Raw genomic sequence first — 18,257 nt, 5'->3', positions numbered from 1 at the left:
CCTCCGTTGACGGGCAGGGCCCCGGCCTTGAAGTATGCTCCGCCGGGAGAGGGCCGCACATGTCCAACGGGAAGAGGAGGGCCGCCAATCCGGGGCGCTCCGACGAGACACGCATCGCGCCAGAAGAGGACGCGGACGCGACGCGGGACATCCCCATCCTCAGCCGTCCCGAGGAGACGCGCATGGCGCCCCTGGAGACGGGGCCCATCGAGACGCGCATGGCGCCATTGGGCGCGGGCGACCCGAATGCGACGCGCATGGGGCCCATGGAGGACAAGCCCGCGCGGGCGGGCAAGGCGGCCGGAAAGGGACGGGAGCCGGCGGACGTCGCCACGGACATCCAGAGCAAGAAGCCCGCGGGCAAGGCCAACGCGAAGCCGGCGACGGGCTGGCTGGCGAAGGGCGGGGAGAAGCGGACGAGCCCGGCACCGGAGAAGGTGGGCGTGGTGCGGCTCAATCCGCTGGAGCCCGCGAAGGGGAAGGTCGCGGCGGAGGAGGAGTCTCCGGCGCTGCGGACGATGTTCGCGAACCACTCGGCGCTGCTCGCGGAGGAGCTGCGGCGCGCGCTGGCCTCGAAGATGTATGGCCGGGGCCCGCATCGGGTGCTGCGCATCGACGAGCCGGAAGGGCCGAGCACGGCGGGCGGCAAGCTGGCGCGGCAGGCGATTTCCCTCGTGCCTCGGAAGGGCAACTCGCCCTCGCTGATGTGCGGCTGGGTGGACGTGTCCAAGCGCGAGGCGCAGCTGCGCAACTTCGAGGGCGTGGCGAAACGGTATGAGAGCCATCACGGCGAGCCCCTGGAGATGCGGGCGGATGAGTACGAGCGCTTCCTGGCGGACGTGGAGGACGTGCTCACGAAGGCCGTCATCAAGGTGCGCATCATCGTCCCGGAGGAGCAGGCGGCGGTGCGCGTCGCCCCTCCGGTCAGTGCACGGCCGAAGGGGGTCCCGATGTTCTGGGTGGCCACCCTCGCCGTGCTGGCCTTCGTGCTGGGACTGTACGTGGGGCGGATGCCGGGCTGAGCCGCCAGCGAGCGATAGACTGACGCAATGGCCCTCTTCGCGACGGTGACAGCCGAGGTTGAATGCCCTCGTTGCGGTGTGGCGTCATCGGCGGATTGGCAGTTCTATCTGGGCGCGGTGGGCGACATGCCGCACTACGCCGTGGGCGACGTTCTCCGCTGGGAAGGGACCAGGCGTCAGACCTATGGCTCCCCGGAATGGCACGAGGTCATCGCCGTTGGCTACATGGCGGGGAGCGAGTGGTGCGGGAGCTGCCGGCACCCTCATGCGCTTGCCGACATCCACGTCCGAGAGAATCGCATTGAGCGGGTGACGTTTCGCTCCTTCGAGCCGTGGATACCCGAGACGCTCTTTGTCGGTCCTGAGCGCAAGCCCGTATAGCGGCCAGCCCTCCATCGCCGAGCGTACCCGGGCCGAGCAGGCCCGGACTCCCTCGGGCCGCTCGGTCACCGTCATCCGCGCCTGAGCGCGCCTACGCCGGCGGAGGTGCCTCGCGAGCCCAGTGCCGGTGCGCGGCGATGGCGTCGGCGAAGAGCTGGCTGAAGCCCTTCGTCTCCGTCTTCACGCTCCGCACCACGCCCTGCGCACCCTCCACGCCCTTCGTCGGAGGCGGCAGCGCGAGCTGGCTGACGCCCGCCGTGTCCAGCAGCGTCCCCGCCTCACCGGAGAGCGCCAGCGCCTTGCAGTGGACGAAGGCCTCGCGCACGAAGTCCACCGCCACCGGCACCCGCTTCAGCGCCGCCACGCTCTTCTCTCCGCCCGGGACGTAGACGGCGTCGTACAGGACCGAGGACGCCGTCAGGTACGTCTTGTGCGGCACCACCTGCTCGCCCTCCATGCTGGTGACGGGGCTCAGCGTGGGGCCCACCACCTCCACCATCGCGCCCAGCCCCTCCAGCGTCTTGCGCACGTGGGCCAGCTCCTTCCCCGCGAAGCCGTCCGCCACCAGCGCGGCAATCTTCCGCGTCTTGATGGAGTCCTTCGGCGTGTTCTCCAGGCTCAGCGCCGGTGACGCCTCCACCGCGTTCTTCGCCTTCTTGCCCGCCTTGGACGGCTTCACCGCCTTCGGCGGCGCCACGCCCACCGCGCGCGCCACCCGCTGGGCAATGTCCAGGTCGATATTCACGAGGATTTGATTCACCACGCGCTCGCGAATCTCCTTCCGCTCCACCTTGCCCACCTCGAACTCCAGCGCGGCGACCAGGTGCTGCTGCTCCGGCTTCGACAGGCTCTTGTAGAAGAGCGTCGCCTGGCTGAAGTGGTCGTTGAAGCTCCCGCTCCGCTGGCGAATCTTGCGCCCGTCCACGCGCTCCTGCAGGTGCGTGAAGGCCTGCTTCGGGTTGGCCAGGAACGGGCAGCCGCCGCCCAGCGAGTTGGGGTGGTAGTTGGCCCGGCTCGTCGGAATCGTCTGCCGCCCGAAGCCGTCCTGCTGGTGGTTGTGCACCGGCGCCACCGGCTTGTTGATGGGCAGCTCCGCGAAGTTGGGCCCGCCCAGCCGCGTCAGCTGCGTGTCCAGGTACGAGAACAGCCGCGCCTGCATCAGCGGGTCATTGGTGAAGTCGATGCCCGGCACCACGTTGGCCACGCAGAAGGCCACCTGCTCCGTCTCCGCGAAGAAGTTGTCCGGGTTGCGGTCCAGCGTCAGCTTGCCCACCCGCTGCACCGGCACCAATTCCTCCGGCAGCAACTTCGTCGCGTCCAGCAGGTCGAAGCCGTACTTGAGCACGTCCTCCTCGGGAATCAGCTGCAGGCCCAGCTCGTACTCGGGGAAGTCGCCGTCCTCGATCGCCTCCCACAAGTCCCGGCGGTGGAAGTCCGGGTCCTTGCCGGACACCTTCTGCGCCTCGTCCCAGACCATGGAGTGCGTGCCGAGCAGCGGCTTCCAGTGGAACTTCACCAGCGTCGCCTTGCCCTCCGCGTTGACGAGCCGGAAGGTGTGGACGCCGAAGCCCTCCATCATCCGGAAGCTGCGCGGAATGGCGCGGTCCGACATCAGCCACATCACCATGTGGGACGTCTCCGGGACGAGCGAGACGAAGTCCCAGAGCGAGTCGTGCGCTGAGGAGGCCTGGGGGATTTCGTTGTGCGGCTCGGGCTTCACCGAGTGCACGAAGTCCGGGAACTTGATGCCGTCCTGGATGAAGAAGACGGGCATGTTGTTGCCCACGAGGTCGAAGTTCCCCTCGGGCGTGTAGAACTTGGTGGCGAAGCCCCGCACGTCGCGCACGGTGTCCGCCGAGCCGCGCGAGCCGCCCACGGTGGAGAAGCGCACGAACACCGGCGTGCGCAGCGACGGGTCCGTGAGGAAGCGCGCCTGCGTGTACTTCTCCAGCGACTTGTAGACCTGGAAGTAGCCGTGGGCTCCGGCGCCGCGCGCGTGCACCACGCGCTCGGGGATGCGCTCGTGGTCGAAGCGCATCATCTTCTCGCGGAAGTGGAAGTCCTCCAGGAGCGTGGGGCCGCGGACGCCCGCCTTCAGCGAGTTGTCCGTCTCGGAGATGGGAATCCCCTGGTCCGTGGTGAGGAACTGCCCTTCCGAGTGCATCCGGTGGGGCTCGAGGCTCTCACTCTTCAGGGACGTGGGGGGATTCTTCGCGGCGGTTTTGCGCAGACGCATAGAGACCTGTCACCAGCGGGGGAAGGTGAACGTGCCGGAAGAAACGGCACAGGCGGTCTGTATGCTGGTGTTGTCGCGAGGTGCAGCGTCGCGTCCGCGAGGTGCCCGCGAGGCGTCCGCGAGTGGGCACTGCGGCGCGCTTCACGCGGGGACAATGTCCACGAGCGCGCGAAACGGCGCCGCGCCCCGGTAGCGGAAAGCCCGCATCGCACGGGGCGCGGTGAAGCTCAGCGGCTCATCACGGCGTGGGCTCGGCGACGACGGGCGCGCCCTCGGCGGGCTGCGCGACGGCGGCGGCAGCAGCGGCCTCGGCGGCGGCCTTCTCGGCGGCGGCCTTCTCGGCGGCCACGCGCGCGGCCTCGGCCTCGGCGTGCTTCTTCGCGTCGGCCTCGGCCACCGTCTTCATGCTGGCCAGGCCCCGCTCGAAGTCCCCGCCCACCATCTTGTCCATGTCGACGAACATGCTGAAGGCCTTGCTCATGAAGTCGTTCTTGCCGGCCATCACCCACGTCACCTCGGTGCCGCCCTCGGCGGGCTTGAAGGTGAAGGTGGTGGTGCTGACGGCCGCGAAGGGCTTGATGAACTCCAGCTTGATGCGGACGAGCTCGTTGACCTTGCTCTCCTCGATGGTCATCCGGCCTTCACCGACATCGTCGTTGCCAACCCACGCGTAGACCGCGCCGGTGCCGGACTCCGCGCCGGTGTGCGTGGTCTTCTGCTGCGGGTCCAGCTTCTCCCACGGCGACCACTCCTTCCAGCGGTGGAAGTCATTCACCACCGCGAAGGCGGCGTCGGCCGGCACGGGCAGGGTGGCGCTGCGCTGGACGCTGAACTCGGCGGGACGGGTGGCGATGACGCCGACGAGCACGAGGATGACGGCGGCGAGGCCACCGAGAATCTTCTTGAGCATGGGGTGTGTGTCCTTTGGACGGGCCCAATGGGGGACGGGCCGGGGCGCGTCATAGAGCCCTCGGGCAACCCGACGCAAGACGCACCCCGCCGCCCCTCTCACCCTCCACGTCGGGTCGGGCCTGTCCACGCACCTCGCGCGAAAACAGTGCGGCCCGGCGCGAAGACTCCGCGCCGGGCCGCCGGTGTCTCACCCCGTGGGACGGGGTGGGGAGCGACTCAGTTGTAGGTGGCCGTGTAGGTGCCGGCCTGCGCGCCATTGATGAACGCGAAGCCCACGCCCTTGATGGTCTGCGTCGTCGTCGTCACCGCCGAGCCGTTGCGGCTCACCGAGACGAGCGTGCGGCCCGCCGCCGTGCGCGTGGGCACCATGAGCGACAGGTTGCGCGCCGGCGAGGCCACGGTGAAGGTGAGCACCGTGCCGGTGAAGGCGACGGAGGACACGCTCGTGGCCTCTCGTGCGTCCAGCCACGCGAGGAGCTGCTTCGCGGTGATGACGGACACGCCGTCGCGCTGGGCCGAGGCGATGATGGCCGCCGAGCCCGAGGCGCCCGCGGACGGGTCCGAGTCCACGTGCATGTTGGCGTTGAAGGCGCCGTAGTAGCCCTTCGTCCCGAGCGCGTTGGCCAGCAGCGTGTCGATGTGCAGCGGGTAGGACTGGCCCGACTCGTCCGTCATCTGCGTGGCGAGCTGGTAGACGTCGATGGGCGTGCCGTCCACGTCCGCGAAGCGCATGGCCAGGCCCGAGCCGGTGAACATGCCCGGACGGTCCTGCACCCAGTAGTCCGGCCAGTAGTAGTAGTTCGTGTCCATCCGGATGCCGTGGCTCAGCGACACCTTCGGCTGCGTGGCCCAGTCGCTGAACGCGATGCAGTGCGTGCGGTTGGTGGTGGGCGCGGGAATGCCCGGGTACGACGACGCGAAGCTCGCGAGCTGCGGCGTGTAGAACTGCGGGTCCAACGAGGTGGACGTGTAGTCGCCGCAGTTGGTGTTGATGTGGAGGGCGTACTCGAAGCCCTGGGTCGTGTAGCTCGTCGCCTGCGTCGCGGTGAGCCCGCCGACGAAGTCGTAGACGGTGCCGCGCACGCACTGCCAGTCATCCAGGCTGCAGCCCGTGGGGCTGGCCGTCAGGTAGTTCTGCCAGCGCTGATTGATTGCGCCGCCCGGGTGCCCGTCGCCCGTCATCACCACCACCGCCTTCTTCGCGCTGGGGAAGTACCAGAGGCGCGGCAGCGGGGTGGCGCTGGTGAGGTGAATCATGTTGGCCAGCAGCCGCTGCTGCTCGTCCGCCTGGGGAATCTGCACCTTGCCCAGGTTCACCCAGTCCGGCTTCGGGTCGAAGGACGCGTTGCCGTAGAACATGTCGCTGGCGCGCGCGCCCGGGCCAATGGAGGAGCCGTCGCGGTTCTGCCCCTGCCACGCCGGGTTGCCCTGGCGCGTGAGGACGACGGACTTCGCCAGGTCGAACGCGAAGGCCATGGCCGTGCCGCTGCCCACCGTGCGCAGGGTGATGGCCGCGTACGTGGTGGGCGTGGTGGCGTCCGAGTACAGCGTGGCCACGGCACGCGTGCCGGACGCCACGGTGTGGCGGTCCGCGGTGCCGTGGTACTGCATCGTCTCCGCGGTGAGGCCGGTGCCCGGCGCCTGCGTGGTGTCGATGAGCAGGTAGCCGTTGTCCTGCGTGCCCGCGGACGCGTTGAGTCCGAGCAGCGCGTCGAGGTTGGCCGCGGGGCGCATGGCGATGAGGCTGCCGCCCGCGTTCACCCAGTTGGTGACGAGCGTCACCTGGGCCGCGCTCAGCGTCTCCTCGCCGAGGATGAGCACCTTGTAGTCATTGAGCGACACCGAGCCGCCGATGTTGCCCGCGTCGGTGGTGGCGAAGGTGGTGAGCCCTTCCGCCTTGAGCACCTCCTTCAGGTAGTCGGTGAAGTGGTTGGTCGGGTCGGTGGCCACCAGCACCGGGCCGGAGCCGAAGAGGCCCGGACGGGGCAGGGCGCTGGTCGGCTCGAAGACCACGTCCACCCAGTAGTTGGAGTTCTGGTAGCTGCTGTTGGGGAAGGTGGACAGCGCGCCATAGGCAAACACGCCGTTGCCGCCGCTCGTCGTCCCGGGCTGCGCGTGCAGGGGCGGCGCGTCCACGCCGCTGGCCAGGCCGTTGGAGTCGAAGGAGTAGCCGCCGAACGGCGCGAGGTACGAGGCCACGTACGTGGTGCCCGCGGTGATGGACACCGGCGTGGCGAAGCTCATCTGCTGCCAGCCCGCGGCCGTCTCGCTGGTGAAGGTGGCGCTGGCCAGGTTCGCCCCGGCGCTGCTCCACAGATTGCCCACGTGCGTGCCGCTGTTGCCCGCGCCCTTGTAGAAGCGCAGGCCCTTCACCCTGCCGTCCACGTCCGCGCGGAACTTCACGCCCACCTCGATGGAAGACGTGTCGTTGGCCGTGGCATTGGCCGGCGTCGCGGTGGCGGGGAAGAGGCTGTAGGTGTTGCCGGCGGGAGGCGGCGTCGGAGGCGGCGCGCCCGTGGCCTGGAAGACCACGTCCACCCAATAGTTGGAGTTCTGGAAGCTGTCGGTGGGGAAGGTGCCGGCGGGGCCGTACTTGTAGACGCCGTTGCCGCCGCTCGTGGTGCCGGGAAGCGCGTACAGGGGGGGAGCATTCAGGCCCCCCGCGAGCCCGCCGTTGTCGAAGGCGTAGGAGCCGACAGGCGCGTGGTACGAGGCGATGTACGTGGTGTTGGCGGCGATGGCCACCGGCGTCGCGAACGTCACCTGCTGCCAGCCGGAGGCCGTCTCGCCGGTGAAGGTGGCGGTGCCCAGCAGTGCACCCGCGGCGCTCCACAAGTTGCCCACGTGCGTGCCCGTGTTGGCCGTGCCCTTGTAGAAGCGGATGCCCAGCACGTTGCCGCTCACGTCGGTCTTGAACTTCACGCCCAGCTCCACCGCGGTGGAGTCATTGGTCACCGAGGCGACGGTGGGCGTGGCGGTGGCCGGCCAGAGGGTGACGGGGGCGGCCGGGCGGAAGACCACGTCCACCCAGTAGTTGGCGTCGTGGAAGCTGTTGGTGGGGAAGGTGCCCGCGGTGCCGTACGCGAAGACGCCGTTGCCGCCGTTGGTGGGCCCGGCCAGCGCGTGCATGGGCGGCGCATCCGCGCCCGCGGAGAGCCCGAAGTCGGTGAAGGCATAGGCGCCACCCGGCGCGTGGTACGAGGCCACGTAGGTGGTGCCGGCGGTGACGGGCACCGGCGTGGTGAGCGTCACCTGCTGCCAGCCGGAGGCCGTCTCATTGGTGAAGGTGGCGGTGCCCAGCAGCGCACCGGCGGCGCTCCAGACATGGCCCACGTGCGTGCCGGTGTTGCTCGCGCCCTTGTAGAAGCGCAGCCCGACGATGTCGCCATTCACGTCGGCCTTGAACTTCACGCCCAGCTCCACGGCGGCGAAGTCGTTGGTCACCGAGGCGACGGCGGGCGTGCTGTTCGCGGGGAAGATGGAATACGTCGGCTGCGCCCACGCGCGGCCCATGGGCAGCACCGTCAGCACGAAGGCGAGCGCAAGGGTCAGACGCGTGAGCAGGTGTTGGATGACCCGGGTGGGTCCTGGCTGGATGGATGTCATTGATGGGGTCCTCTAGCGCTCCGGGGGGAGCGCTGGTGCGGCAGGGGGTTATCCGCGACTTCCCATCCTTCCGCCTGTTTGCAGCATTCACAACGCAACGAATCAGTATCCCACCCGACACGGGCCGGGGCCGGGTGGCCCCATGCAACTTTTCCCAGCCTGGTGAGAAAATAGAGAAGTTCCCATCTTGCGGCCGTGCGCCGTGTCTTCTTCAGGAGTCCAATGCCGGGTCCCACGCGAGTTGGTGGAGGAAGTTCTGCCGCGGCGCTCGAAGCGCAGCGGCAGGCGGAGGCGGCGCGCAGGGCGGCGGAGGCGGCGCGCAAGGCCGCGGAGGCGGCGGCGAAGGCGGCGGCGGAGGCCCAGGCGAAGGCCGCGCGTGAGCGGGCACAGTCGGACCAGCTCGTGGACCGGATGGACACGGCGCCCGGTGGCAGCCGCGCGGCGCTGGCGAAGAAGCTGACGCAGGAGTCCGGTGAGGCGGCGAAGGCCGAGAAGGAAGCGAAGGCCCTCACGGACACCGCGGCGAAGGCCGAGCAGAAGGCGCTCGACACCGCGAATGCCGCCATCAACAAGAGTCACGACGCCAATGCCCAGGCGCGCCTCGCCGGGAAGCAGACGCCGTACGGCGGCCTGGACAGCATCCACGACGCGGTGGACGCGACGCGCCTGTCCAAGCCGGACCAGCAGAAGCTGCTCGGCTTCACGTCCGTGGCGGACCCGAAGCAGGCGGTGGCGAGGGACCTCCAGTCGCTCCAGCGCGAGACGGACCGCGGTGGCCGCGAGGGCGCCGCCGAGCTGCGCCGGCTGATGGAGACCAACCAGGACCCGGGCTACCGGCGCCTGCTGGCCCAGAGCGCCGCGCCGCAGGTGGAGCGCATCAGCGAGGCCGTCAACCGCGACGACGACCGCATGGACTCGGGCGACTTGCAGGGCACACTGCGCGACCTCTCCCGAGCCACCGTGCTGGGCGGGCCGGGGCCGGACGGCGGCGCCGCCATTGCCCGCGCCTTCTCGCACAAGATGCAGGATGACCACCTCGACCTCGACGACGGCGACCAGTTCGCCGGCGCGGCGCGCGCGGTCATCGAGGAGGGCGAGACGCCCGAGGCGGCGCAGGCCAACGCCCTGTTCTTCGGCGTGCTGTCCAACGAGCTGAAGGCGCAGGACCGCAATCCGGAAGCGCAGCAGGAAATCAACAAGGCCATCAACGAGGGCCTCAATGGCCGGCCCGGCTTCATCGAGCAGGTGGCCAACAAGGCCAACCCGGTGGCGGACGCGCTGGGCGGCGCGCTCAACTTCGCGGGCGACCGGCTGGACGACGTGAACAGCGTCCTCCCGGACCTGCCAGGCACGGGCGACATCGCCAACGCCATCATCCCGGGCAAGGATTTGCCCATCCCCAACTTCAAGCCCATCCCCGACCCGAGCGACGCGCTGGGCCTGGCGTCCGGGCTGCTGCACGGCACCGGCGACACGGTGGCCAACGCCCCGGAGATGGCGAAGGCCGTGGCCACGGCGGTGGAGTACCGCTCCGCCATCGACAAGCTGGGGCCCAACGACAAGTTCACCCTGGGCGCCGGTGCCAAGGGCGCCTTCGCCTTCGGAGAGCTGGGCGCCAAGGGCAAGGTGGAGGTGACGCGCGAGCGCGACTGGGTGCCGCTGGCGCAGAACAAGGGCCCGGACGGCAAGCCCTTCCCGCCGGACATGGTGCGCGAGGGCCCCAACGGCACGCTGGAGCTGAAGAACAAGAAGCCCTACGTCATCGCGGTGGACGGTGAAATCAGCGCGGGCGTCATGGGCCAGCTCGGCGCGAAGGGTGGCGCGGACGCGAATGGCGAGTCGGCGGGCGCGGGCGGCGGGCTGTCCGGCCGCGCGGGCCTGTCCGCGGGCGGCAAGGTGGAGCTGCGCTTCGAGTCGGCCGCCGAGGCCAAGCGCGCCATGGACATCATCGGCGCGTCCGCCGTCAGCGGCGCCCTCTCCGCGAACATCGCTACCGGTGGTCCGGCTACCGCGGCGCTCGCGCAGCCCATCATCGACAAGGTCTTCGGCGCGTCCGCGAAGGACCTGCCGTCGCTGGGCAAGGACGTCAGCGCGGTGGAGGTGCGGCTGGGCGCGTACGGCGAGCTGTCCGGCAGCCTGAAGGGCGCGCTGGATGGCGTGTCCGCCAGCGCCAAGGCGGACCTCAAGGGCACCGTGCGCGTGGAGATGTCCGACGGCAAGCCCACGTGGCTGGCCACGCGCATCGACGCGGGCGGCGAGGTCGGCGCGTCCGGCTCGCTCGGGAAGAAGCCGCCGAAGAACGCGGAGACCGGCAAGGCCGAGGACGGCACGAGCGTCACCACGCCCTTCGGAGGCAAGACGCGCTTCGAGGGCTCGCTGGAGTTCCGCCGGTCGCTCGCGGACGGGTTCAACTGGAAGGACCTGGCGGGTGTCACCGCGGCGGGCTCGCTCATCACCGAGGACACGCGCGCGAAGCTGACGCTGGCCAACGAGACGGAGGGCAGCGCCGCCGGCAACGCGGGCGGCGTGCGCAGCGAGCTGGAGCTGCACGGCGAGCCCAACACCGTGCTGACCAGCGGCGCGCTGGGCAAGGCGTTCGAGGGCGACCTGGACGGCGCGATGGACTCCATCGAGCGCGTGCAGAAGGACGCGGGCATCCTGGTGACGGGCCGCGTGCTGCCGTACTCCACGGTGGGCGTGAAGGGCGGCATCGAGGCCAAGGGCGGCGGCGTGGGCCTCGGGCTGGACTTCGAGGCCGGCCGGCGCGACTACCGCGAGCCGCTCGCCAGCTACGCGGGCAATGCCTCCGCGCTGCGCGAGGACCTGGGGCGCCTGAAGAACCAGCTCCTGCGCGGGATTGCCCCCACGGGCAACCCCATCGAGCTGGGCTTCCCCATGTACATGCGCGGGTAGTGCGCCCGGTGCTTCGGATGTAGCGACACGGCGGCTCCTGGTGACGGGGGCCGCCGTGTTCGTCTCAGCGGTGCGTCAGCACTCCGGGAGGCCGACGCTCAGGTTGGCCACTTCCAGTACGTTGACGGCGAGGCCGCCGCGCGCCGTCTCCTTGTACTTGTCCTTCATGTCGCGGCCGGTGTCGCGCATCGTCCTGATGACCTTGTCCAGGCTGACGAAGTGGCGCCCGTCGCCGGACATGGACATGCGCGTGGCGTTGATGGCCTTCACGGACGCCATCGCGTTGCGCTCGATGCACGGCACCTGCACGAGCCCGCCGATGGGGTCGCACGTGAGCCCCAGGTTGTGCTCCATGGCGATTTCCGCCGCGTTCTCCACGTGCAGCGGCGAGCCGCCCAGCACCTCGGTGAGCGCACCGGCGGCCATGGAGCACGCGCTGCCCACCTCGCCCTGGCAGCCCACCTCGGCGCCGCTGATGGAGGCGTTCTCCTTGTAGAGCACGCCGATGGCGCCGGCCGTGAGGAGGTAGCGCACCACGCCGTCGTCGTTCGCTCCCGGCACGAAGCGCCAGTAGTAGTGCAGCACCGCGGGGATGATGCCCGCCGCGCCGTTGGTGGGCGCGGTGACGACGCGGCCGCCCGCGGCGTTCTCCTCGTTGACGGCGAGCGCGTAGAGGTTCACCCAGTCCAGCACGGTGAGCGGGTTGGTGAGCCCGGCCTCGGGCCGGCTGAGCAGCCGCTGATACATGGCCGCGGCGCGCCGCTCCACCTTGAGGCCGCCGGGGAGGATGCCGCTGCTGGAGCAACCCCGGCGCACGCAGGCCTGCATGACCTCCCAGATGCGCAGCAGCCCGGAGCGAATCTCCTCCTCGCTGCGCAACGTCTTCTCGTTGGCCAGCATGATGGCGCTGATGGGCAGGCGCTCGCGCTCGCAGTGGGCCAGCAGCTCGGCGGCGGAGTGGAACGGGAAGGGCTGCGACGTGGTGTCCGGGCGAATCGGGCTCTGGCCGTCGGCCGCCGTCTCGTCCACCACGAAGCCTCCGCCCACGGAGTAGTAGACGCGCGAGTCCAGCTCCGTGCCGTCCGCGGCGAAGGCGGAGAAGCGCATGCCGTTCGGGTGGTAGGGCAGCGTGCGGCGGCGGTGCATCACCAGGTGCTCGCCGTCCTTGAACGTCACTTCGCGCTGACCCAGCACGGCCACGCGCCCTTCCGTGCGCCAGCGGGTGACGATGGCGGGAATGGACTCCACGTCCACGCCCTCGGGCGTCTCACCGCGCAGGCCCAGCAGCACCGCCTTGTCGCTGCCGTGCCCCTTGCCGGTGGCGCCGAGCGAGCCGAAGAGCTCCACCTTGAGCTTGGAGAGCCGCTCCAGCTTGCCGCCCTCGGCGAGCCGCTGAGCGAAGGTGCGCGCGGCGCGCATCGGCCCGACGGTGTGGGAACTGGAGGGACCGATGCCAATCTTGAAGAGGTCGAAGACGCTGACAGCCATGGGGGGCGGAACATGCCACGTTTCGTATTCCCTCCCAGCGCCTACCCGCGAAGCCGCTGTCCGCGTCCGGACGGACAGCGCTCATTGGGATTCCAACGAGCGATTGACTGCATGCTCGGAGGGTCATGTCGTGACTTTGCAGTCACGTCGGGAGATGTGGAGGTGCGTTGGACGCGATGCGTTGACTGACGCGGGGGTGTGGTTCGACTCTCGTCACCACGCCTGACTATGCTTCCCGGCATGCGCGTGCTCAGGGGACTGAAGCCACGGTTCGGAGAGGGCTGACGCATGCCGGGCCCCGCGCGCGCTCCGGCCCGAGGTCCCGCCGCGGCTCCCGCGCGCGCCCCTTCCCCCTCGCGCACGGGTACGGTGGCCACCACCTCCAATGCACCGGGCGGCGCGGCCGTCCGCTTGGGCGGTGCGGCCCGGCGCAGCCCCCGCCTCCAGAGGGCCATGGCCCAGCTGCGGCAGGAGCCGGAGTCCTCCGCGCCGGCCGTGAGCGCGTCGCCGGAGGCCAGTCCCATGGTGGCGGCGCCACCCCTGCCCGGGGCTCCCGGTGGTGGCGCGCCCCTGACGCCTCCGGTGCGCAGCGCCGCCGAGCGCAGCTTCGGCGTCGACTTCGGCGCCGTGCGCGTGCACACGGATGCGCGCGCGGGCACCGCCGCGGAGCAGCTCTCCGCGCGGGCCTTCACCTACGGCAACCACGTCTTCCTCGGGAGCGGCGAGCAGGCCACGGACGTCCGGCTGCTGTCGCATGAGCTCGCGCACGTCGTGCAGCAGCAGGGCGCTCCGGCGGTGCAGAAGTCAGCGCAGGGGCAGGGCGGGCCTCACGAGCGTGAGGCGGACCACGCCTCGCAGGCGGCTTCTCGCGGCGAGTCGTTCAACGTCAGCGGGCGGACCGCGGGGCCCGGGGTGCAGCGGCTGGGCCTCAGCGACGCGCTCGACTACTTCGCGGACCGGGCGAACAACATCCCCGGCTACCGCATGTTCACCATCATCCTCGGGGTGAACCCCATCAACATGGGCCGCGTGGAGCGGAGCGCGGCCAACATCCTCCGGGCGGTGGTGGAGTTCATGCCCGGCGGCGGGCTCATCACCCAGGCGCTCGACAACCACGGCGTCTTCGAGCGCGCGGGCGCGTGGGTGGAGCAGCAGATTCAGTCCCTGGGCGTGACGGGCGGCGCCATCCGCGACGCCATCAACCGCTTCCTCGACTCGCTGAGCTGGCGCGACATCTTCAACCTGGGCGGCGTGTGGGAGCGCGCCCGGCGCATCTTCACGGAGCCCATCGACCGCATCATCAGCACCGCCCGCGCGATGGTGAGCGGCATCGTCCGGATGGTGAAGGACGCCATCCTGCGGCCCCTCGCGCGGCTGGCCGAGGGCACTCGCGGCTACGATTTGCTCAAGGCGGTGCTGGGGCAGGACCCGATTACCGGCGAGGCCGTGCCGCGCAACGCCGAGACGCTGATTGGCGGCTTCATGAGGCTGATCGGCCAGGAGGAAATCTGGAACAACCTCCAGCGCGCCAACGCGGTGAGCCGCGCGTGGGCGTGGTTCCAGGGCGCGCTGGGCGGGCTGATGGGCTTCGTCCGGCAGGTTCCCGGGCTGTTCCTCTCGGCGCTGCGCTCATTGGAGATTGCGGACATCGTGCTGCTGCCGCGCGCCTTCGCGCGGGTGGCGAGCGCCTTCGGTGGCTTCATCGGCGGCTTCCTGAGCTGGGCGGGCAACACCGTCTGGAACCTGCTCGAAATCATCTTCTCCGTCGTCGCGCCGGGAGTGATGACGTACCTGCGGCGCGCGGCGTCGACGTTCCGGACGATTCTGCGCAACCCGATGGTCTTCATCGGCCACCTGGTGCGCGCGGGCCTCCAGGGCCTGCGGCAGTTCGCGGGCCGGTTCCTCACGCACCTGCGTACGTCGCTGATTGGCTGGCTCACCGGGGCGATGAGCGGGGCGGGCATCTACATCCCGCAGGGACTCAACCTGCTGGAGATCGTCAAGTTCGTGCTCAGCGTGCTGGGCCTGACGTGGCAGAACATCCGCCAGAAGCTGGTGCGCGCGGTGGGCGAGCCGGCGGTGCGGGCGATGGAGACGGCGTTCGACCTTGTCCGGACGCTCGTCACCCAGGGGCCCGCCGCCGCGTGGGAGCAGATTCAGCAGAGCCTGACGAACCTGCGCGAGATGGTCATGGGGCAGATCATGACCTTCGTGCGCGACAGGGTGGTGCAGGCGGCGATTACGCGCCTGGTGACGAGCCTCAACCCGGCGGGTGCGTTCATCCAGGCCATCATCGCCATCTACAACACGGTGATGTTCTTCGTGGAGCGGCTGCGGCAGATCTCCCAGGTCGCCGCGTCCGTCATCGACTCGCTCGCCGCGATTGCCAGCGGCCAGATTGGCCCCGCGGCGAACCGCGTGGAGCAGACGATGGCCGGGCTGCTCACGCTGGTCATCAGCTTCCTGGCGCGCATCGCCGGACTGGGGCGCGTGAGCGACGCGGTGACGAACGTGGTCAACCGCGTGCGCCAGCCCATCGACCGCGCGCTGGACAGGGTGGTGGACTGGATTGTCGCGCAGGCGCGGCGGCTGGGACGGTTCATCGCCAGCTCCGTCCGCGGGGCGGACACGCGCACGCCCGAGGAGAAGCAGCGCGACCTGGACCGCGCGGTCCGCGAGCTGCGGCCCCTGGTGCGGCAGTTGCTGCGCCGCGGGCCGCCGGGCCGCCTCTTCCGGCTCCGGGTGGCCGTCTGGAAGCGGACCTACCGGCTGACGGACCTGACCATCCAGCCGTCGGGCGCGGTGGTCGCGACCATCAACCCGACCGCGGACGTGGACCGGCTCGTCCCGCTCCAGCGCCAGCAGGCGCTCGCCGTGATTCTCGACGAAATCCGTCGCTACACCGCACCGGGCCCCAACGCGCCGACCGCCGCGGCCGTCACGAGGACAGGCGAGGGGACGCGAGAGCGTCCGTTCGACCCGGGAGCGGTCGGGAACCGACCTCAGGCCATCCAGACGGTGCTGACGTCGCCCCGGGGCGCTCCTGGCGAGACGTCCTGGGTGATGGGCACGCACGAGGGGCGGCCCGTCACCGCCATCCTGCAACGTCCCAACACCCCTCGAAGCGCGGGACAGGGAGAGGTCTTCGCTTTCGACCCGGTCTCCGGGCGCCGCGTCGCCATTGGTGCCTACCCTCGAAGCCAGGAGATTCCAGGCGTCCGGGCGGCGCCCCCCGCCGCGGGGCCCAACGCGGCGACGGTCATTTCAGGCGCCTTCGCCGGGAGCGGCTCTCGTGCCGCGGGATACTCCGAGGAGCAAGCCATCGAGGGCCGTACCGGTGGGCCGAACATCACCCGCCAGGAGGCGCACATGGCGGCCGCGGTCAATCTGCTGGGCGTCGTCGAGTCCGTGCGCAACCCCATGGCCATGGTGACCATTCCCTCCACCCTGGAGCGCACGACGCGGGCCGGGCGGACGCCTGGAACGGAGCTCGCGCAGACGCTTGGAGGACCTCATGCGGCGGCGGGCTCGGCGCGGGATTGGCGCCTGGCCGAGCATGCCCTCAGCCGGGTGGACACCACGACGGGGGCCTCCGGCGTCGCGACGCTCCGAGACCCGTCCCCGCGCGGAGTGAGGACGCCCGAGCGCTCCGGAAGTCAGACGCGCGCCGCGGCGCTGCTGAACACCACCGCCGAGGCCCTGGCGAATACCATCCTCAACGACATGATTACCGACAACACCGTCCTGGTGCTGAACATGAATGACCTTCAGCTCATCCGTGACAGGACGCGCGAGTTCCTCGAGCAAAGGCATGGGCGGCGAGGATGAGTCTGAAGGACACCTCCCGCCGGCTCGTACTCGCACCCGGCTTCGCGCCCCAGGGCCTCCAGGAGCTCGCGGCCCGGCGCCAGTGGGAGTTCCTCTACACCCTCCCGGCGTCCACCGCCGCCACGGACGAGTACGTCTGGAGACTGGATTCGGAGCACTCGTTCCACTACTTCCGGTGCGTCAACTACCCCGTCGACTACTGCCAGGTCGTCGGTCCCCGTCACGGTGACTGGCTGTACTCGTTGAGCACCGAGCTGGACTTCCTGGACGTGGATGACCTGCTCGGCGCGTTCGACCGGGCGACGACCGCCGAGGAGCGCGCCCTGACGACGTTCGCCCTGGCGCTCGGTGCCTGGGAGACGCCGGAGCGGGACATCGAGGAGCGCATCCGCTCACGGTTCTCGGATGCGGACTCCCAGGTCCGGCTCGCCGCGATTGATGCGGCGTTCATCACGGCGTGGCCCGACTTCCGGGCCGACCTGGAGCGCCTCGTCAGGGAAGACAGCGACCCGGAAGTGAAGCATGTCGCGACCAGGGCCCTGTCCCGGTTCGGCACGGTGGCGCCAGGGGAGCAGGGGACGACCTGACGTCGACGCGGCGCGGTCGACGGGGCGGGCCTCCTTCCGGGCGCTCGTTCCCGGAATGAACGTTCCTTCCGCCGCTCGGAGTCTCGGAAAGGCAGAGACCTTTTTCCCACCCCGCCCGTTGAAGCCCGTCACCACGCTGCGCACCCGCCTGGAGACGCCTCCCCATGTCACTCGCCCGTACCCTGCGCGCCGCACTCGTCGGCGTGTTGTGCCTTGCCTTGCCCGCGCTCGCTGAAGGCCCGCTGGGCGAGGCGAAGATGTCCACCGCCAACAAGGCGGCGGCCAAGGTGCTCAAGGCCCGAATGCAGGAGGAGCGCCCGGAGGACTACGCCGTCCTCCAGAAGGTGGAGGCCGCCGAGGTGGTGGTCGTCTCCGGCGAGTATGACCGCGTGCAGGACGTGCTGCGGGAGGTGGGCGTGCCCCACGTCGTGGTGTCGCCGATGCAGCTCGCGCGCACGCCGCTGAATGCGAAGCAGCTCCTCATCATCAACTGCTCGGGCAGCCTGGGGCCGAAGGGGCTCGAGAAGGTGCGCAAGTTCGTCAATGCGGGCGGCTTCCTCTACACCACGGACTGGGCGCTGACGAACGTGGTGGAGAAGGCCTTCCCCGGCTTCATCGCCTTCAACGGCCGCGAGACGGCGGACGACGTGGTGGAGGTGCAGGTGAAGGAGTCCAGCGGCAGCAACCTGCTCAAGCACCTGCACCTGGCGAACGCGAATCCCAAGTGGTGGCTGGAGGGCTCGTCCTACCCCATTCGCGTGCTTGCTCCGGACAAGGTGGAGGTGCTGGTGGAGAGCCGTGAGATGAAGAAGAAGTACGGCGCGGCGCCGGTGGCGGTGCTGTTCCGCTACGGGGACGGCAAGGTGCTGCACATCGCGAGTCACTTCTACCTGCAGCGCAACCAGGTGCGCTCGGTGGCCGAGGCGAAGAAGGGCGGGGCGTACCTGAAGGAGGACGCGAAGCTGTCCAAGAAGGCCGCGGAGGCGCTCGCGAACGACGAGGACGTGAAGAACGCCCAGGCCGGGGACATCCAGAGCGCCTACGCCGCGCAGCAGATGACGAGCAACCTGGTCATCGAGCGCAAGAAGGACCAGGCGCGCATCGACCAGCTCTACAGCAACACGCTGGCAATGCCGGCTCCGGCGAGCCGGGCGAGCGCGGGACTGGGAGCGGGGACGCGCGTGAAGGTGGTGGAGCAGCAGGGCGCGAAGGTGAAGGTGCGCTCCATGGAGGGCGACGAGGCGTGGGTGGACTCGGCGGCGGTGAAGTAGCCGCCGCGGAGGC

General features: G+C 70.1%; 10 protein-coding genes. 6 read left to right on the top strand and 4 right to left on the bottom strand.

The features are described from left to right. The first annotated feature begins 59 nt into the window (after nt 1-59). Nucleotides 60-1,022 carry a hypothetical protein gene (locus G4D86_RS42970; protein ID WP_164000522.1) on the top strand — a complete coding sequence of 321 codons (963 nt, stop codon included), beginning with the start codon at nt 60-62 and terminating at the stop codon, nt 1,020-1,022. 27 nt (nt 1,023-1,049) lie between these two features. Then, nucleotides 1,050-1,403 (top strand): hypothetical protein, encoded by a 354-nt coding sequence (locus G4D86_RS42965; protein ID WP_164000520.1) that lies wholly within the window; start codon nt 1,050-1,052, stop codon nt 1,401-1,403. Between the two features lie 91 nt (nt 1,404-1,494). Here the strand turns inward: G4D86_RS42965 and G4D86_RS42960 are convergent, their stop codons facing one another. The 3 genes from G4D86_RS42960 to G4D86_RS42950 all read right to left on the bottom strand — a co-directional run bounded on the left by G4D86_RS42960 (nt 1,495) and on the right by G4D86_RS42950 (nt 8,157). Beyond that, complete coding sequence (locus G4D86_RS42960; RefSeq protein ID WP_164000518.1) at nt 1,495-3,639, bottom strand: catalase; 2,145 nt, start codon at nt 3,637-3,639, stop codon at nt 1,495-1,497. Between the two features lie 238 nt (nt 3,640-3,877). Continuing rightward, nucleotides 3,878-4,549, bottom strand: a complete 672-nt coding sequence (locus tag G4D86_RS42955) for an SRPBCC family protein (RefSeq protein ID WP_164000516.1) — start codon at nt 4,547-4,549, stop codon at nt 3,878-3,880. 218 nt (nt 4,550-4,767) lie between these two features. Next, nucleotides 4,768-8,157 (bottom strand): DUF4082 domain-containing protein, encoded by a 3,390-nt coding sequence (locus G4D86_RS42950; RefSeq protein WP_164000514.1) that lies wholly within the window; start codon nt 8,155-8,157, stop codon nt 4,768-4,770. A 222-nt stretch (nt 8,158-8,379) separates the two neighbouring features. On the opposite strand from G4D86_RS42950, the gene G4D86_RS42945 reads away from it, so the two are divergent. Beyond that, entirely contained in the window at nt 8,380-11,070 is a 2,691-nt protein-coding gene (locus tag G4D86_RS42945) for a hypothetical protein (RefSeq protein ID WP_164000513.1), read from the top strand. Between the two features lie 75 nt (nt 11,071-11,145). Here the strand turns inward: G4D86_RS42945 and G4D86_RS42940 are convergent, their stop codons facing one another. Continuing rightward, on the bottom strand, nt 11,146-12,558 hold the full coding sequence (locus G4D86_RS42940; protein ID WP_164000511.1) for an L-serine ammonia-lyase: 1,413 nt from the start codon (nt 12,556-12,558) through the stop codon (nt 11,146-11,148). A gap of 453 nt (nt 12,559-13,011) precedes the next feature. On the opposite strand from G4D86_RS42940, the gene G4D86_RS42935 reads away from it, so the two are divergent. From G4D86_RS42935 to G4D86_RS42925, 3 genes are all read left to right on the top strand, one after another. Next, on the top strand, nt 13,012-16,386 hold the full coding sequence (locus G4D86_RS42935) for an eCIS core domain-containing protein (RefSeq protein ID WP_164000509.1): 3,375 nt from the start codon (nt 13,012-13,014) through the stop codon (nt 16,384-16,386). Then, entirely contained in the window at nt 16,383-16,973 is a 591-nt protein-coding gene (locus G4D86_RS42930) for a HEAT repeat domain-containing protein (RefSeq protein ID WP_164000507.1), read from the top strand. Before G4D86_RS42935 ends, G4D86_RS42930 begins: the two co-directional genes overlap by 4 nt. 164 nt (nt 16,974-17,137) lie before the next feature. Continuing rightward, a complete protein-coding gene (locus tag G4D86_RS42925; protein ID WP_164000505.1) occupies nt 17,138-18,244 on the top strand; it encodes a hypothetical protein in 1,107 nt (368 codons plus the stop codon). The last annotated feature ends 13 nt before the right edge of the window (nt 18,245-18,257 follow it).

This window comes from Pyxidicoccus caerfyrddinensis, assembly GCF_010894405.1.
In the GTDB taxonomy this organism is placed as follows: domain Bacteria; phylum Myxococcota; class Myxococcia; order Myxococcales; family Myxococcaceae; genus Myxococcus; species Myxococcus caerfyrddinensis.
This window is presented reverse-complemented; position numbering and strand designations above follow the sequence as displayed.

Bases quoted from the DNA above. Each gene is read 5' to 3' on its own strand.
- G4D86_RS42940 (WP_164000511.1), bottom strand. From the start codon at position 12,558: ATGGCTGTCAGCGTCTTCGACCTCTTCAAGATTGGCATCGGTCCCTCC.
- G4D86_RS42955 (WP_164000516.1), bottom strand. From the start codon at position 4,549: ATGCTCAAGAAGATTCTCGGTGGCCTCGCCGCCGTCATCCTCGTGCTC.
- G4D86_RS42960 (WP_164000518.1), bottom strand. From the start codon at position 3,639: ATGCGTCTGCGCAAAACCGCCGCGAAGAATCCCCCCACGTCCCTGAAG.
- G4D86_RS42950 (WP_164000514.1), bottom strand. From the start codon at position 8,157: ATGACATCCATCCAGCCAGGACCCACCCGGGTCATCCAACACCTGCTC.
- G4D86_RS42930 (WP_164000507.1), top strand. From the start codon at position 16,383: ATGAGTCTGAAGGACACCTCCCGCCGGCTCGTACTCGCACCCGGCTTC.
- G4D86_RS42945 (WP_164000513.1), top strand. From the start codon at position 8,380: ATGCCGGGTCCCACGCGAGTTGGTGGAGGAAGTTCTGCCGCGGCGCTC.
- G4D86_RS42970 (WP_164000522.1), top strand. From the start codon at position 60: ATGTCCAACGGGAAGAGGAGGGCCGCCAATCCGGGGCGCTCCGACGAG.
- G4D86_RS42935 (WP_164000509.1), top strand. From the start codon at position 13,012: ATGGCCCAGCTGCGGCAGGAGCCGGAGTCCTCCGCGCCGGCCGTGAGC.
- G4D86_RS42965 (WP_164000520.1), top strand. From the start codon at position 1,050: ATGGCCCTCTTCGCGACGGTGACAGCCGAGGTTGAATGCCCTCGTTGC.
- G4D86_RS42925 (WP_164000505.1), top strand. From the start codon at position 17,138: ATGTCACTCGCCCGTACCCTGCGCGCCGCACTCGTCGGCGTGTTGTGC.